The 15,857-nt window shown below is 56.5% G+C and carries 12 protein-coding genes; 4 read left to right on the top strand and 8 right to left on the bottom strand.

Annotated elements, in window-relative coordinates; all coding sequences use genetic code 11:
* Positions 1–15: 15 nt before the first annotated feature.
* A complete protein-coding gene (locus tag Q31a_RS29330; protein WP_145086362.1) occupies positions 16–858 on the bottom strand; it encodes an undecaprenyl-diphosphate phosphatase in 843 nt (280 codons plus the stop codon).
* Between the two features lie 130 nt (positions 859–988).
* Between Q31a_RS29330 and Q31a_RS29325 the strand changes: the two genes are divergently transcribed.
* Together Q31a_RS29325 and Q31a_RS29320 are read left to right on the top strand one after the other, a co-directional pair.
* Positions 989–1,957: a DUF368 domain-containing protein gene (locus Q31a_RS29325; protein ID WP_145086359.1), complete on the top strand. Its 969-nt coding sequence runs from the start codon at positions 989–991 to the stop codon at positions 1,955–1,957.
* A 740-nt stretch (positions 1,958–2,697) separates the two neighbouring features.
* Positions 2,698–3,609 (top strand): glycosyltransferase, encoded by a 912-nt coding sequence (locus tag Q31a_RS29320; RefSeq protein WP_145086356.1) that lies wholly within the window; start codon positions 2,698–2,700, stop codon positions 3,607–3,609.
* 243 nt (positions 3,610–3,852) lie between these two features.
* On the opposite strand, the gene Q31a_RS29315 is transcribed toward Q31a_RS29320, so the two are convergent.
* Both Q31a_RS29315 and Q31a_RS29310 read right to left on the bottom strand, forming a co-directional pair.
* Positions 3,853–4,191 (bottom strand): hypothetical protein, encoded by a 339-nt coding sequence (locus Q31a_RS29315; protein ID WP_145086353.1) that lies wholly within the window; start codon positions 4,189–4,191, stop codon positions 3,853–3,855.
* A 108-nt stretch (positions 4,192–4,299) separates the two neighbouring features.
* Positions 4,300–6,354 carry a thioredoxin domain-containing protein gene (locus tag Q31a_RS29310; protein ID WP_145086350.1) on the bottom strand — a complete coding sequence of 685 codons (2,055 nt, stop codon included), beginning with the start codon at positions 6,352–6,354 and terminating at the stop codon, positions 4,300–4,302.
* A gap of 312 nt (positions 6,355–6,666) precedes the next feature.
* On the opposite strand from Q31a_RS29310, the gene purD reads away from it, so the two are divergent.
* The gene (purD, locus tag Q31a_RS29305) at positions 6,667–7,986 is read left to right on the top strand and encodes a phosphoribosylamine--glycine ligase (RefSeq protein ID WP_145086347.1); all 1,320 of its coding nucleotides are present in this window, start codon (positions 6,667–6,669) and stop codon (positions 7,984–7,986) included.
* Positions 7,987–8,050: 64 nt separating this feature from the next.
* On the opposite strand, the gene Q31a_RS29300 is transcribed toward purD, so the two are convergent.
* Genes Q31a_RS29300 through rfbF form a run of 4 tightly spaced genes read right to left on the bottom strand, consistent with a single transcriptional unit; the run spans position 8,051 to position 12,376 of the window.
* Positions 8,051–9,211, bottom strand: a complete 1,161-nt coding sequence (locus Q31a_RS29300) for a Gfo/Idh/MocA family oxidoreductase (RefSeq protein WP_145086344.1) — start codon at positions 9,209–9,211, stop codon at positions 8,051–8,053.
* Positions 9,212–9,222: 11 nt separating this feature from the next.
* A complete protein-coding gene (locus Q31a_RS29295) occupies positions 9,223–10,482 on the bottom strand; it encodes a class I SAM-dependent methyltransferase (RefSeq protein ID WP_197355925.1) in 1,260 nt (419 codons plus the stop codon).
* A 53-nt stretch (positions 10,483–10,535) separates the two neighbouring features.
* Positions 10,536–11,603 carry a CDP-glucose 4,6-dehydratase gene (rfbG, locus tag Q31a_RS29290; protein ID WP_197355923.1) on the bottom strand — a complete coding sequence of 356 codons (1,068 nt, stop codon included), beginning with the start codon at positions 11,601–11,603 and terminating at the stop codon, positions 10,536–10,538.
* Complete coding sequence (gene rfbF / locus Q31a_RS29285) at positions 11,603–12,376, bottom strand: glucose-1-phosphate cytidylyltransferase (RefSeq protein WP_145086336.1); 774 nt, start codon at positions 12,374–12,376, stop codon at positions 11,603–11,605. Before rfbF ends, rfbG begins: the two co-directional genes overlap by 1 nt.
* Before the next feature lie 318 nt (positions 12,377–12,694).
* On the opposite strand from rfbF, the gene Q31a_RS29280 reads away from it, so the two are divergent.
* Positions 12,695–13,744 carry a glycosyltransferase family 2 protein gene (locus tag Q31a_RS29280; RefSeq protein ID WP_145086333.1) on the top strand — a complete coding sequence of 350 codons (1,050 nt, stop codon included), beginning with the start codon at positions 12,695–12,697 and terminating at the stop codon, positions 13,742–13,744.
* A gap of 94 nt (positions 13,745–13,838) precedes the next feature.
* Here the strand turns inward: Q31a_RS29280 and Q31a_RS29275 are convergent, their stop codons facing one another.
* A complete protein-coding gene (locus Q31a_RS29275) occupies positions 13,839–15,836 on the bottom strand; it encodes a multiheme c-type cytochrome (RefSeq protein WP_197355921.1) in 1,998 nt (665 codons plus the stop codon).
* Between the last annotated feature and the right edge of the window lie 21 nt (positions 15,837–15,857).

Here is a 15,857-nt window from a genome sequence, read left to right as displayed (position 1 = left end):
GGAGGAGTGTGGGGACTAGGTGAGTTCGCGGTAGGCCCAGGCGATCGTAAAGATGCCGATGATAATGCGGTAGATGGCGAACGGAGTGAATCCATGCCGGCGGACCCAGGTCATGAACCAGGCAATGACGACCCAGGCAACGAGGAAGCTCACGACAAAACCCACGGCCAGTACGGCCCATTGATGCGTGCTGACCGCGGTTTCTTCCTTGAGGATGAATTGCAGCAGTTTGAAACTGGTGGCTGCGACCATCACCGGGATCGACAGGAAGAAGCTGAATTCTAGTGCGGCAGAGCGTGAGAGGCCCATGATTTGGCCACCCGCGATCGTGGACATGGAGCGACTGGTGCCAGGAAAGGCGGCTGCCAGAATTTGGGTTAGTCCAATGACGATGGCTTGGCGAAGCGTCATGTCTTCCATCTTCTCGGTAGTCGCTCGCGGGCTGTAGGTTCGATCCACGTACCACATCACCAGGCCGCCCAGCAGCAATGCCCAGCCGATCGCCATCTTGTTCTCGAGCATGTCGCCAATGAACTTGTCCATGATGAAGCACGGAATGGCGGTCACCACAAAGCTGAGGATGACCAGTGCGATGGGGTGATTCCACCACGTTCGCAGACCTGATCGTCCCGTCGGGTAACTCTGCACGAACTCCACGATGCGAGTGCGGAAGTAGACCAAGACAGACAGGATGGCCCCCAGCTGAATCACGATCGCGAACATTTTCCAGTAGGAATCGTCGAGTGGGAGCTGGAGTAGGTCTTGGGTCAAGCGGATGTGGGCAGTCGAACTGACCGGCAGGAATTCGGTGAGGCCTTCGATAATGCCGATAATGATGGCGGAAATGTAGTCGTTCAACGGGCAGCTCTAGGTTAGTGGGGAGCTATAGTATCTGAGTGGAATGTTCATTATGGTTTGCTTTCCACCCCTAGGCTAAGCCTCTTGCTGTGGAAAAGCTTTCCAGCCCAAACTCGAGTTCGAATTTGCTATGCGTGACAATAATAGTGGTTTTGCCGGTGATGCGATCAGTTGGCTACGTGGGGTCTGTATGGGGGCGGCCGATATTGTGCCAGGGGTCTCCGGAGGGACCATGGCGCTGATCCTCGGGCACTATCAGCGCTTGGTAACGGCGATCAGTCGCATTGACGGCAAAATGCTGGGAATGCTGCGGCACGGGCAGGTGCGGCAGGCGGTCGAGTATACCGATTTTCGATTTCTTATGGCATTGGCGCTCGGCATGGCCAGCGGGATTGTTGCCCTAGCTTCGCTGTTGACCCATTTATTGGAGACGCAGTTGCCCTACACCTACGCTGTCTTTACCGGCCTGATATTGGCTTCGACGGTTTTGGTGGCCCACAGGATCAAACGCTGGTCGCTGTCCGCCGTAGTGAACCTTGGGCTGGGTGCGGTATTGGCATGGCAATTGAGCTTGCAGCAGCCCCTCCACGGCGATCTGACTCCGCTCACCGCATTCCTGTGCGCCACGGTGGCCATCTGCGCGATGATCCTACCGGGAATTAGCGGCGCCTTTGTGCTGCTGCTGCTGGGCATCTACCACCCGATTACCGATCTCATCAAGGGGTTGCCCAAGGGGGACATCACCCTAGAGGGGTTGATCGTCATGGCAGCCTTTGTCGCCGGCTGCTTGGTCGGATTGCTAGCATTCAGTCGAATATTGAAATGGCTGTTGCAGCACTATTACGATCGAACCTTGGCCTTTCTGGTCGGGCTAATGTTTGGATCGCTGTACAAGATATGGCCATTTCAGAGAGCCACGTCTGAATCTGCTGAATTGCCGTTCAAGGAGCAGCGGTTTGAGCATCTGTGGCCGTCGGCAAGTCCGGCGAGTGTTGCTGGAGTGGTCGGGTGTGCGATGCTAGCGGCGGCGGCCACGTTGCTGCTGGAGTGGTGCGGTAAGCGTTTTGCGGTAAAGGAAGCGGAATCGTCGAATCAATAGCGGTGAGGGTGCCCGCTTCGCCAAGCCATGAGGCAAAAAAAACGGGCGTGTGACTCAGAGTGAGAAACACGCCCGCTATTAATGACTCGTGCAATTTCTTGTTCGCAACCACGAAGGGTTACCGCGAACAAGTATTTAGGTGATCTGCACGAGGGGATGACTGCCATGGGCAGCCCGCCGGCTACCTATGGGGACGCACCCCAATGGCTGGAATAACTTCTACTCACGCGATCACCTCCTTTCACAACAGTGTTCACTCTAACACGCAAACCACCAGATTCAGCCTAGAGGGTTTTGCGGAGAGTCTGAAACGTGTCCGTCGCGATGCGTTCTCGCGACACGCGGAAAGTTCATCAGATAGTTAAGCAACGCTCGACTACCCAACTTTCAGTCTGCCACGTAAAAGACTTCTTTGCAAGAAAAAAGTTCACAAAAATTATCTCCTTCCGCCGAGAAATAACAGAATCCTTTGCCTAGTTTGCCAGTCCCGCATAGCCTTCTTGGTCGGATTGATCCGTTGCTGGCGGAAAACGTCGAGTTTAGGGGCGTTCCAATCCGATTTTTCCCTTCAGCAACAGCTGATGCTGCTCGCGCCCATTGCGTCAGTGTCCTGTGCACTCCAGTTGAAAACGTTCTACCGCCGCTGACGACCAAGGAAGGTCCATGACAGTCGCAATGATCGCCGTGGTGCCGCTCCTCTCGATACTGGCCATTAACAAGCCATCTAGGAGGACTGTTCTGTGCCAAACGTCTCGATAATTATTCCGCACCGACAGGATGATAGTCGGTTGGAGGCCACGCTGGTCTCTGTGTTAGAGAATCGACCGGATGACTGCGAGGTGATCGTCGTGCATGACGGTTGCTATCGCGATCCCTATTCATTGCGCGATGAAGTGATCTTCGTGGAGGAAGAAAGTGGCAGCGGAAGTGTCCGGCTCCTCAATGCTGGACTGCGAGCAGCTTGTGCACCCGTGGTCAACGTGTTGTTGGACGGAGTCGTCGTCGCTGAAGGTTGGACCGAGGGTGCTTCAGCTCTCTTGTCCGATCCCAAGCATACGACCGCATCGGTGAATCTGGTGGATGGCAAACTCGTGTCGACAGGAATCGTTCCCTTGACTCGAGTTCGCGCCAGTGGCCTGATGCGAGGGGAGGTGGAGCAGACGCGGTCCAACAATCTGGTTTCAGGTCCCACCTTGGCATGCGGTTTCTACCGTCGCAAACAGCTGTTGGCGCTCGACGGCTGGAATGAGCGACTGGACCTGTCGGTCGTCGACGTTGAATTGGCATGGATTATGCAAACGTTGGGACTAAATTGCGTTGCTGCAGAGGGTGCTGCCGTTCATTTGACGGGCGCATCGCATCACCAGGCATCTCCGGTCATGCTGCAGCAAACGGCCGAGTTGGCGGTGGCATTCGGAATCTCCGGTGGCGGAGCTGGCGCGGCGATGGGGGACTTCGCCAAGGGCTTGTTGTCTGGACGCATGGCCGGGGCAACGGCTTGGGCAAAAGGCTTGATGAACCAACGCTTCACGCGTTCGATCTTGGCTCGGCTCGAAGCAGCCAAGGAGCAATTGGCTGTTCAAGCTGAAGAAGCTCCCGATCTGAGATTCTACGAAGGTGAAGCGAGCACGGCGTGGAGACGAGCTGCCTAAACGTTCGCTACGTCGCAAACATCATCGGCCTGCGCAAGTGGCGCATGCTCGAGCAAACGGTCGGCGCCCGTCGCCGGCCGGCTTGCGATGCGACACTCCGCTAAGCAGCGTCGTGTCGCACCCTAGGGCCCGCATCCTAGGCACAGTGCACCTCACTTCAATCGTTAAATCCTGATTTCTAGTCTGCCGCGTCATCTCCGGCATTGAAGCGATTGGCGGGGGGCAACTTGCTCGTGTTGCGGTTTACCACTGCAGGGCTTCAGTGATGCGAGTGTAGCTCCACCACATCACGGCACCAAAGCCCCATAGGATGAGTGCCGTGTAAATCGAAATAACTACAGTCCAAAATTTCTTTTCTGGTTTGCTAAACCCGCGGCTTTTCCAGAGCCAGGGCAGGCCGAGCGCGGCGGTTACGAAAAACAGTATGGCCAGCATGATCCATTTTTCGTCGCACAACTGCTGAAGCATGCCGTCCGACGGCGCAACCGGAGGTGGCTCCTGGGGACGCGACTGCCGTTCCGCAGCCACGCGCGGTGGCTGATCATCGGTCAGAGATGCGAGGATCGTTGGCTCGTCTGGCATGGGGGCAATGGTCTTTAGTGAGTTGAATTGTTGGAATCGCAAGCGAGGGCGGGCAGCTGTTTACGGTAGGTTCCATTCAACGGGAGAGTTTGGACGTAAGAGATTGCTCTAGGGGGACAGTTTGGTGCGAACTCCGGCGCCGGTTAAAGGTTGCTCGCATACCGAATCGCGACAGACGTACAGCGTCGGTTGGCCCTTGATTGCCGAGCGAAAGGCGAGCAGTGGACACAGCGCTTGATGGCTCTCACTGGGGAGGGGCTCGCCCAAGGAGAGCGTAATCGACAACGGGTCGAACCGTCGCAGCAGTAGTGCTTCCAATTCCGCACTTTCGGTCGTGGTTGGGCCAGTGAACAGCACCAGTTCGAACGAGGGCTTCAGGCTGCGTCGCAAGGTGCGCAGGGATTGGCCGCCCGCCTGCGGGGATATTGCCAGAACGCCCGACGCAGCGGCTAAAGCGCTTTCAGCTGCTTGCCGAAAGTCATTCCTTCCGGTGAGTCGAGAGAGCGTAAGCAGGCCGCTGGCCGCCATCGCATTTCCACTGGGAACGCTCGTGTCTGCCAAGTCTTTGGTTCTGGCGATGAGCGTCTCATGGGTGTCGGAGGTGAAGTAGAAGCCGCCGGCCGGATCACTAAAGTGTTGCATTAGCTGTTCAGCCAATTGACAGGCGAGTTGCAGATCCGCTTCCTGAGGTGCAATTTGATAGAGTTCGCAGAGTGCGTCGATAAAGTAGCCGTAGTCGTCCAGGTAGGCATCGAGTGAGGCTTGACCCTCGCGCCAGGTATGCCACAAGGTGCCGTCATCGCGGAGCATGTGCTGGCGAATGAATTGAGTGGCTTTGACTGCCGCCTCAAGATATCGAGGGTCTCTCACGGCGCGGTAGCCTCGGGTCATGGCGGTGATCATCAACGCATTCCAGCTCAGCAGGACTTTGTCATCCAGTCCTGGGCGGACGCGTTGTCCGCGGCGCGCGAGGAGTTTGTCGCGATCCTCTTTCAATTCCGCTTGCAATTGCTCGATGGGAATTTTGAGATCACTGGCCCGGTCGGCAAGCGGTTGCTTGAGGTTGAGAATATTCTCGCCTTCGAAATTGCCCCCTGCGGTGACATCGTAGATGTTGCAGAAGCGGGAGGCTCGTGATTCCCCTAGGACCTCTTGGACTTCGGCCAGCGTCCACACATAGAATTTGCCTTCAACGCCTTCACTGTCTGCATCCTCTGAGGAATAGAAGGCGCCGAGCGGGTTGGTCATGTCATTAAGGATGTAGTCGAGTGTTTCCCGCACGACTTGCGCGTAGGTTGGCGTTCCCCACAGGCGAAAGGCATCCGCGTAGGTAACCGCTAAGAGCGCGTTGTCGTAGAGCATCTTTTCGAAGTGGGGGACCAGCCACTGCGCATCGACGCTGTAGCGGGCAAACCCGCCCGCTAAGTGGTCGTAGATTCCGCCTTGCGCCATTTTGTCGAGGGTGAGTTGAACGGCCTGCTGACGATCGAGACTGGGAGATTCGGCTTCGAGCTCGATAAGCAGGGACAGGTCCATTGCGTGTGGAAATTTGGGCGCGCTCCCAAGACCGCCATATTGGGGGTCGTGGTTTTCGACTAGCCATTTTTCGGCTTGGCTAATCCAAGCGGGGTTCACCCCGCCTTCGACCGCCTCGGGACCTCGTGCGGCCGCCTGCAGGTGGTCGGTGATTTGCGCGCTTTGCTCTGTAATCTGCGCTCGCTTATTGATCCATGCATCATGGATGGCCATTAAGACTTGCCCAAACCCTGGATGACCACCGCGGGCTTCGGGGGGCCAGTACGTTCCTCCGTAGAACGGTTGTCCGTCGGGCGACAGAAACACGCTCATCGGCCAGCCACCGCTGCCGGTCAGCATTTGAACGGCTTGCATGTAGATTTGGTCGACGTCGGGACGCTCTTCGCGGTCTACCTTAATGCAAATGAAGTGTTCATTGAGGATGGCGGCGAGTTGTTCGTTCTCAAAACTCTCATGTTCCATCACGTGGCACCAGTGACAGGCGGAATAGCCAACCGACAGAAAAATTGGCTTGTCCTGTTCCTTGGCCGCCGTAAAGGCTTCGTCCCCCCAGGGGTACCAGTCGACGGGGTTGTCCTGATGCTGGCGTAGGTAGGGGCTGGAGCTGTTGGCGAGGCGATTGGGCATGGGATTGAAGCGGTTTGAGTTGAATGGCTTGAAATCAGGCAACTGGCTCACTGCAATGACGTTGGCACCGGAGAGGCTTGTTTCATTCTATCAATCCAGTCCATCTAGGCGTTCACCAACAGGGCTTTTCCGCGAATAGGCCCCCGAGTGGCTGGTTCTGCCGTAGTAGACACCCGGTTGCGGGTTTCAACCTGGGTAAGTTCCACTACAATCGCCATTCCTGGCATCATAATCTGTAGTAGTGTGGGAATTGGCTACGATCGATCTACGAGCCTTCCCAGTTCAACTTGGTTTTATACGACGAAGAAAAACATGAAAGTTTTGGTCATTGGCGGCGGCGGTCGCGAGCATGCTTTGGCTTGGAAAATCAAACAGAGTCCACGAGTGGACGAGGTTTTCGTAGCTCCGGGCAATGCGGGGACCGCTTTGGATGCGGTGAATGTGTCCATTGGCGCCAATGATATTGCCGAGCTGGTGAAGTTCGCCAAAACTGAGAACATCGGCCTGACAGTCGTGGGGCCTGAAGCGCCACTCGCCCTGGGGATCGTCGATGCCTTTGAGTCTGAAAAACTGCGCGTGTTTGGGCCTACGCAAGTTGCCGCCCAATTGGAGAGCAGCAAGGCATTTTGCAAGAATCTGTTACGGCAAGCGGACGTTCCTACGGCTGATTTTCAAGTATTTCGCGATCCAGATGACGCCATGCGTTTTATCAAGGGACGCTTTCCAGGGGAGCGCGACCGTTGCCCTGTCGTGGTTAAGGCGGACGGATTGGCAGCGGGCAAAGGCGTGATCGTCTGCAAACGCCGCAATGATGCCTTGGAGGCCATCGACCGCATTTCTCGCCGCAAGGAATTTGGTGCTGCCGGGATGCAGATGCTCATCGAGGAACGCTTGGATGGTCAAGAGGCGTCCGTGTTGGCCATTACTGACGGGCGAACCATTCTGCCATTGCCTGCAGCCCAGGATCATAAGCCCGCCTTCGATGGCGATACAGGACCCAACACCGGTGGAATGGGAGCGTACAGCCCCACCCCCATCGTAGACGATGCCCTAATGGCTTGGATTGAAGAGCATGTACTGGTCCCGACGGTGCATACCATGAAACGCAATCGCAAGCCGTTTCGCGGAGTGCTGTACGCTGGCTTAATGTTGACTCCACAAGCTGGCCCTAAAGTGCTGGAGTACAATTGCCGCTTCGGTGATCCCGAATGCCAGCCGCTTTTGATGCGTCTTAAGAGTGACATCATGGACATTCTGGAGGGGACGGTCGATCAGACTCTCGATCAGATCGATACACCGCAGTGGGACCCGCGTCCAGGAATTTGCGTTGTCATGGCCAGTCAAGGCTATCCCGGCGACTACGAAAAAGGACGTCCCATTACAGGCATCGATGCTGCCGACGCACTTGAGGATGTGAAGGTCTTTCATGCTGGCACGCGACTGGACGGCGATACCATCGTCAATGACGGTGGACGCGTTCTGGGAGTCACCGCGCTTGGGGATACGATCTCCAAGGCCAAGCTAAATGCCTATACAGCGGTCCAAAAGATTCGCTGGGCAGGTGCTTGGTGTCGGAAGGATATCAGCGATAAGGCGTTGCAGTATTTGGCGGATCAAGCCAAGGTGCTTTAAGTAGAGACGCTCGCAGTAAAAGTGCGCTAGGCCAGGGGGGCTTGCCGCTAGTGGGCTTGCCACCCTAGTGGTCCGAAAGATTTTGGACCATTTGCTTCGCGAACTCATAGAGCTCTTCCTCGGATTGAAGCTTGTGGAGCTTTCCCTGTTCGTTGAGGGCTGGCGCGAAGGTGTCGATCAGTAGGGATCTGTGATCGTCGTGCGTTAGGTCCCAGCCACCGCGCGAGGCGTGTTCGACCTGTCGCATTTGCTCGACTCGCAGCTGAGTGACAGCCGACTCGCTTAAGGGGATCAAATCCACGCAGTTGTGTGCAGCGAGCGGCCAGGCGGCATAGCGCTCTGGATGTTCGAGCAAATCAAAGAAGCTTCGCAGCGCACCTGAGAGGGGACGATCCCCGTTCCAGCGGTATTGCGTGAGGGTTCCCAGGATTTGAGATGATCCCGGCTCGGTGCTGAAGTCGAGCACTGCCTCTCCCCCGTTGATGGCGATTCGGCGAATGCGTCTCTCGGATTGCCTTCCGAGATTGATCTGGCAGGGGATTTCTGCTTGCAGCTCCACGGCGATTTGCACCCCCGAACTGGGATGGTAGCGAACGTGGTTGATCTCTTGAGGGGAGTGCTGCGGCGAAAGGCAACGCAATAGCGACCAGCAGTGCGGGAAAATATCGTGGATGATATTGACTGAAAAATTGGCATGTTTCATCTCACCATGCCGCTGTTCGATTCGTGGGTCATGCCATTCGATATCAATGCGTTTGATGGGAATGTCAACGATCGCCGCCGCAAATTCCTGCACATAGTTTGCATAGAAGAACTCAAGGTCGATGCCGAGCAAGGTGCCTTGGTCGGTCGCTTGTTGCACTAGCTCCAAGGCATGCTGGCGGTTGAGTGCCAGCGGTTTTTCGCAGAGTGTGGGCACCCCGCACTCGAGGCTGCGGCGGGCATCGGAAAAGTGTGAATGCGAGGCGGTCGCAATCACCACTGCATCGAGGTTTCCAAATGGGAATTGCTGGCTATCGACGACGGTGATATGGGAGAGATTTCCCGCGTTCCGAAATGAGACAGCAGCGTCGTATCCATGCGTTGTACCCCAGAAGATGCGAGTCTCTAAGGGGAGTAGGTGCCGCGCAACATTCAGCAACACGCGAGCCCATCTTCCGCCGCCCATAATCCCTAGCGTCTTCAATCGTTCGCTCCGCTGTTGTGCGTGGGAAGCTGAGGCCATGCGGTGGTTCACTATATGTTTTGGACTTGAGGTAGAGGCACGATCAGATTGGATTGCAGTCCGCGTTCTCTGAGTTGTTCAGCGATTGGGGTGGCGTAGTGCCACGCCAGCAGCATGACGTGTTCGGGTTGCTCGTCGATGATGCGTTGGTTGCTAACGATGGGGATGTGCATGCCAGGTAGGAATTTCCCAAGCTTGAGCGAAGCTGGTTGCTCGCCAATGTAGGGCATGAGGTCTGGCCCCACACCGAGGAAGTTTAACAGAGTACTGCATCGACCTGGGCACGAGTTGCCAACGATAGGGGTGTCTGCCTGAGCACACTGGACAAACAGGGCGAGTAGTTGGTTCTTTAAGTTGATGGATTGCTTGCGGAATTCAAGGTAGTACTGCGGGTCCTTGAAACCGGCCTGCAGCTCTTCGGCCAGGAGTTCCGACACGCGGCGGTGAGGAGTCGCCCCCCGCCCTTTGGCAACGTAGACACGGATATTACCACCGTAGCGACTGACTTTGTGCGCATCGACGACGGTGAAATTGTAGTAGTTGAAGAGCGTCACGAGCGACAGCAACGTGTAAGTCTTGAGGTGTTCGTGGTAGATCGTATCGAATTGCAAACGGTCCATGACTGGGCGCAGGTAGTGGTTTTCAAGGACGAAGAAACCGTCGTCCGCAACCAGGATTTCGAGAGCTTCGATCACGTCCCCGAGACTGGCAATATGTGCAAAGACATTGGTGGCAGACACCACTTTCGCAGGTCCGTGCACGTCGACAATGTCGCGCGCGATCTGCGGTGTAAATGGGGCCTGCAGCGTCTCGATCCCAGCTTCAACCGCGAATTGCGCGATGTTGGTTGGTTCGACTCCCACCACACGCTGTCCCTGATCTCTGAAGCTAGTGAGCAGCGTTCCATCATTGCAGCCAATGTCAACCACCAAGCTGTCGGCAGGGACTTCCAGATCGGCGAGTACCGCTTGAGCAAGCTCTACCTGATAGGCAGCCAACTCGCGAGTAACGCCGGTGCGATAGGGATATGCTGGATGGAAGACGACGTCGCTCGGTACCACGTAATCCAGTTGCGATAGAGTGCATTCAGGGCACCACATCTGCCGCAGCGGGTAACTTGTTTCGGGACGTCCGAGATCTTCGCCGCTCAGTAGGGTGTCGCACAGGGGTTGATGCCCCAGATCCAGCACCAAATGCAAGTCTTGGCATCCGCAGATCTGGCAGGCGGTAACCGTACCGCTAGGGATATTGTGCTCGGGGCGAGGGTGCATTGCGTTCATTTCTCGAATCGGTGGATGAGGAGCGAGCGACGGTAGCTCAGTGACTAGAAAGCGATTTTCTGGTAGGAGCGAATTTGTTGTTGAGTAATCTCAACAGGTGAATGTCGTTGATGGGTCAGTGCATACCATTCGACCGTGTGTTGGATCGTCTGTTCGAAATTCCATTTTCCACTCCATTCCAGTAATTGCGCAGCCTTGTCGCTGGCCAGGGCGAGCAGCGTGGCTTCGTGGGGGGCAGAATGGTTCGAAGCGTTGTACCATTCTCCCGGCCAGTGAACTAACACCTGTTGGACAACCTCCAGCACCGTTCGGTTGGAGGCTGGCGCGGGGCCAAAATTGAAAGCTGAGCAGTAGGGGTTGCCGGGCTCGTCAACCACTCCATCTAGCTTCAGGGCGAGTCGTAGGTAGCCGGCCAGTGGTTCCAGGACATGTTGCCATGGGCGACGGGCATGCGGGTTGCGAACTTGGATGGCGGCGTTGCTCAGGAGAGCCCGAATGCAGTCGGGCAAGATCCGGTCGACTGCCCAGTCTCCACCGCCAATCACGTTTCCAGCTCGTGCACTGGCCACGCGAATCGGGCTGGCTGCAAAGAAGGACTGGCGGAACGATTCTGTCGCCAACTCTGCCATGGCCTTGCTGCAGCTGTATGGGTCAAAGCCTCCCAAGGGGTCCGCTTCACGATAGCTGTAGATCCATTCCTTGTTCTGGTAGCACTTGTCGCTGGTGACGATCACTGCCGCGCAGCGGGTATCTGCCAAGCGGAGTGCGTTTAAAAGGTTTACCGTTCCCATGACGTTGGTCGAGAACGTTTCCTCCGGCGCGGCATAGGAGGGGCGTACCAGCGACTGGGCCGCCAAGTGGAATACAAACTCAGGCTTCCAATCACGAACCACGGCCGAGAGTCGATCGGAATCGCGCACATCGGCCTCGATCGATTCAATGCGATCTTCGAGGTTCAATTGTTGGTACAGGGCAGGGGAGGTCGGGGACGCTAAAGAATACCCCCAGACTTGCGCACCGAGATCGGTCAACCACTGAGTCAGCCAGGCACCCTTGAAGCCGGTGTGTCCGGTCACCAAGACGCGTCGGTTTTTGAAGGAGGCCAGTGGCACTACCATACCTTCCAAGCTGCAGTGCCATCGTCCCAGATCTTATTCAACGCTTGATACTCGCGGTACGTGTCCATGGCATAGAAGAAGCCGTCGTGTCGAAAGGCTGCCATTTGACCTTCTGCCGCCAAGCGTTCTAGTGGTTCTTGTTCGAAGACGCAGGAATCATCGGTCAAGTACGAGAGGACTCGGTGATTGAGCACGAAGAAGCCCGCACTGGCCCAGGTGCTGCTCACCGGCTTCTCGACGAAGCGGAGCACACTGCCATCGGTGTCGACATCCATCATACCAAAACGCGAAACGGACCGCACGACCGTCACCGTGGCTAGTCGTCCGTGTTGGCGATGGAATCGCAGCAGTGCGTCGATGTCGACGTTGGAGACACCATCTCCATAAGTCAGCATAAAGGTGTCATCGTCCAAGTATTGGGCAGCGCGGAGAATGCGTCCGCCAGTCATGGTCGACAGCCCCGTCTCGGCCAAAGTGACCTTGAAGGGGTCTTCGTTCAGCGATTTGTGGTATTCGATCTGGGGTTCTTGGCCCATGGTGATCGTGAAATCATTGTTCATCGCCTCGTATTGCAAGAAGTAATTCCGGATCATCTGCCCGCGATATCCCAGGCACAAGACAAACTCGTGCATTCCATAATGGGCGTACATCTTCATGATGTGCCATAGGATGGGGCGTCCGCCAATCTCCACCAGGGGCTTGGGGCGATATTCGGTTTCCTCGCGCATCCGCGTCCCTTGGCCACCGCATAGAATTAGGGTTTTCAACGCATCTCATCCAATCAAACTTAGGAATGCCGTTAATACAACGGACCATGACAAGTATAGTAGTACTTTACTTCATGCGCGACACTTGGGGCGAGTCGCTGGCTTCATCCAGGCGATGCACGTTCCTCGAACTGGAGAGGATGCTCCCCTCTCCGCCCTGGTAGGCTGCCTCTGCCGGTAATCGGGAGCGTAATTGGGAAACCTTCCTAGCCAGCTTGTCGCAATCGTAGCCCGCTGCGTGGCAAGGTAAGGGTGGTTGTCCAACCACGCACGATTTCAACCCATTTTGAATCTGTTCGCTGCGAATCTGCAATCTTCATGTCACCAGTGCTTTCGATCTGTATTCCGACTTTCTCTCGCGCCCATTTGTTGGAAGTCTGTTTGGCCAGTCTTCTGCCTCAAGTTCAAGCGCTGACGCCAGTGGTGGAGTGTGTCGTTTGCGATAATGACTCGACCGACTCTACGCGCCAAGTGCTGGATAAGTTCAGCGACGAGTTCTCCATGCGAGTCTATCGCAACGATTCGAATATCGGCGTCATTGGTAACATTACGCGCGTCGTAGCCGAGCATGCCCGGGGCGATTATGTGTGGGTGATTGGCGATGATGACGTGGTTACGGCGGGGGCCGTTGGACGCATTGTTGAGTTTCTGCAGGCTGAGACACGGCTGAACCTGCTGGCCTTAAATGTAGGGTATTTGCCGGGCGATGCGGCCCCTAATGCGAGCGCGGCGCTAGGTGGGGTCACCGAGAAATTCTCTAAGTTGCTATGCCACCATGACCAGACGGGTGTCCTGTTATTTGATGAGTTGTTGGAGGGGCCGTGCGTCGATTTCACCGCTTCCTACGCGTCGATTCTTCGCCGCAGCCTATGGCTTGAACACTTTCCTGAAACCTACACGGGCTCTCCATTCAGCTCGGTTCATTCGACCTATCTCCATGCCTCGATTGTCTCCAGCGAAATGCCCGGAGAAATCGTAGGCTATATCGCTGAACCCTCGATCGTGATTTATGAACAACCCGCCAGTCAGTTTAGTTGGGCAAAATATCACGCGCTCAATACGTTGGTGCATGCCACCGAGCTATTGAGGATTTACGAGCGGCACGGGATCTCGCGTAAACGCCTGCACCCCTACTACGTTCATCAGTTGACGCGGCAGGGCGACTCGCTGGGAGAGTTGTTTTGGAATCGCGCAGCCGCAGGTGGCATGGTCGATGGATTCAAGTACTTGTGGTCGGCCAAGCGGTATCCGTGGCTGTGCTTAAAAACATTGGGCAATGCCCTGACGCATCCGGCAGCGCCGACCGTGATTTCCGCACCACTACGAGCCGTCCGCAAGCTTTGGAAAGTGCTGCGGCCAAGTTCATGATGGGGCCAGGAAACGAGTTCCTGAGACACTACGGTTCTACGGTTGCGGTGCGCGGCAGGGCAGGTGCTGGTGAGTTTTATCCCACTGCACACCGTCAGTCTTTGCCGTAGTGTTTGATTTGGTCCCAGTACTCTTCGAAGGGAGCGGTGTGGAAGTCGGGACTGTTGTCGAGGTCGTGGCACTCCAGACACTTTTCTCGCGCCTGGGCTAGGGGGAGTACCATTTGGCGGCGGAGTTCCAGAAGTAGTTCGTTGTCGGTTTCGATGTCGCCATACTCAGCGTCTACGTGCGACTTGCCAGGGCCGTGGCAGTTCTCGCATCCACTACCCACCAAAAGAGGCGTTTTTTCCGCACTGATAAAGCCGGTTTGGTAGGGATAGAACTTTTGGGGATTCCAGCCGGTAGCATGGCAGCTGATACACTCAGGGTCGTGTTGGCGGGTAATCCCACCACGATCGTTGCTGGCCGCGATGATGGAATCGGTCGCATGCACGTGCGGGGAATTTTCCCAGATCTCGTAGGCTTGAGTGTGGCATTCTCCACAAACCTCTGAGCCGACATATTGCCGTCCCGTGGGATGGGCGATCGGTGCCACGCCCAGTCCGTCGAAGCCAGCGTCTTTGAGTCGCTGCTGGTATCTTTCGAATTCGAGCAGCATCCGATCGGAATCTTTGAACTGCGAGGAGATGGCGATCTTTTGATAACGGATGGGAGTCGTGGCATCCTCAAATAGTCCAATGATTCCTCCGTACATCCCTTTGGTACCCACTTGAACCATGACCGCCTCAGAACCTGGAATCTCCTCGGGGTGCAAGGTGGGTTCACCGTAGCCGCCGGCGGTGACTACCAGGTCAAAGCCGGGAACTTGGCGGGCGATTTCTGCCGATTCTTCCACCGGGGCGTGGGCCAAGAGGACGAGGAAGTCGCAGCCCTGTTTTTGCAGAAGTTCTACTACGGGCTTGAGGCTCTCGGCCGCATCGGAGAGTTCGATGTCGGAGCTTTGGATTTCCTCTTTGAGCGAATTGCCGATAGCCCCCGTGATGCCAATTTTTCGTCCACCGACTTCGACGATTCGATGGCTGGGGAAAAACGAGGAGTCGATCACGCTGGCGTTGGCAGAAATGAAGGGGGTGGCATTGAGGCCATCGGAGCCCGCCAATTGGATCAATTCAATACTCGAAAGTTTCAAATCGTCGATTCCTAAGGTTACCGCTTGGTAGCCCATGGTTTTGAAAGCCTCGACCGTCGACTGAAATTTGAGCTCAGGCTGGCGACCGGTGCGCCGCACCTGATTGCCAACGTCTACGGGGACCAAATCCCAGCCGCGTCCACGCAGTTCGGTGAGTAGCGTATCGCGGCGGATTAAGCCCCCTTTTTGATTCTCCAAGCCAGTGCAACCGCAGGGTTCAATGTAGCCGTGCTGTTGCCCTGAGACGTAGAGTACCGCTTGGGGCTGTGGCCAATCGGCAGCAATGCGTTGATCCCGTTCGCTGGCCGAAGTGACGTTGGCCTCTGCGGGGAATGGAGCTGGTGCGGCCACCTTAGCTGGCAGCTCGGCCACCTCCGCCTCCTCCTCTGCAGGCTGTTCCACCTCGGTGGCTACCGCTGGGGTGTCGGGGCTGCTGGCAGAGATTTCTGCTACTTCTACTTCCACCACGGGGGCCCCTTCGGCCATGTCGGATTCAAGGGCTTCGGCCTGGGGGGCTGCGGGGCTGCTTGATGCCACGATCTTGGCGCTTGCTTCGGCCGAATCCGCAGCGTTGGCAGTGGCCGCTTCCACGGTTACGGGATCCGGCTCGGGAACTGATAACGGGGGACGCGTGCTTTCGAGCACAATGCGGCCACTCTCATCCAAAGCTTCCTGGTCGACAATTTCGGGGGCCGCAGGCGGGGCGGCCTGAGACGACGTCTCGGGTTCCAAGCCACCCGTCTGAGCCGGGCTCGTGGCCGTGGCAGCAGCGCTTTTTTGGGCGGTTGAGCCCGAATCGGGCTGACAGCCAGCGATCGAAAAGGTGAGGCCTAAGGACGCGAGGAGTGACGCAGAGCGGTAGGGGAATCGAAGCCATTCGGATTGACGCGTACTTACAGGCACTACAGACTCCCTACGGTCGAT

Origin of the sequence: Aureliella helgolandensis (assembly GCF_007752135.1) — a bacterium.
Classification (GTDB): Bacteria; Planctomycetota; Planctomycetia; order Pirellulales; family Pirellulaceae; genus Aureliella; species Aureliella helgolandensis.
The sequence above is the reverse complement of the archived record's forward strand: the minus strand, read 5'-3'. Positions and strand labels throughout refer to the sequence as shown.

Coding starts and splice junctions, on each gene's coding strand:
- Q31a_RS29315 (WP_145086353.1), bottom strand. CDS start 4,191: ATGCCAGACGAGCCAACGATCCTCGCATCTCTGACCGATGATCAGCCA.
- Q31a_RS29310 (WP_145086350.1), bottom strand. CDS start 6,354: ATGCCCAATCGCCTCGCCAACAGCTCCAGCCCCTACCTACGCCAGCAT.
- Q31a_RS29280 (WP_145086333.1), top strand. CDS start 12,695: ATGTCACCAGTGCTTTCGATCTGTATTCCGACTTTCTCTCGCGCCCAT.
- Q31a_RS29295 (WP_197355925.1), bottom strand. CDS start 10,482: ATGCACCCTCGCCCCGAGCACAATATCCCTAGCGGTACGGTTACCGCC.
- Q31a_RS29325 (WP_145086359.1), top strand. CDS start 989: ATGCGTGACAATAATAGTGGTTTTGCCGGTGATGCGATCAGTTGGCTA.
- Q31a_RS29300 (WP_145086344.1), bottom strand. CDS start 9,211: ATGGCCTCAGCTTCCCACGCACAACAGCGGAGCGAACGATTGAAGACG.
- purD (WP_145086347.1), top strand. CDS start 6,667: ATGAAAGTTTTGGTCATTGGCGGCGGCGGTCGCGAGCATGCTTTGGCT.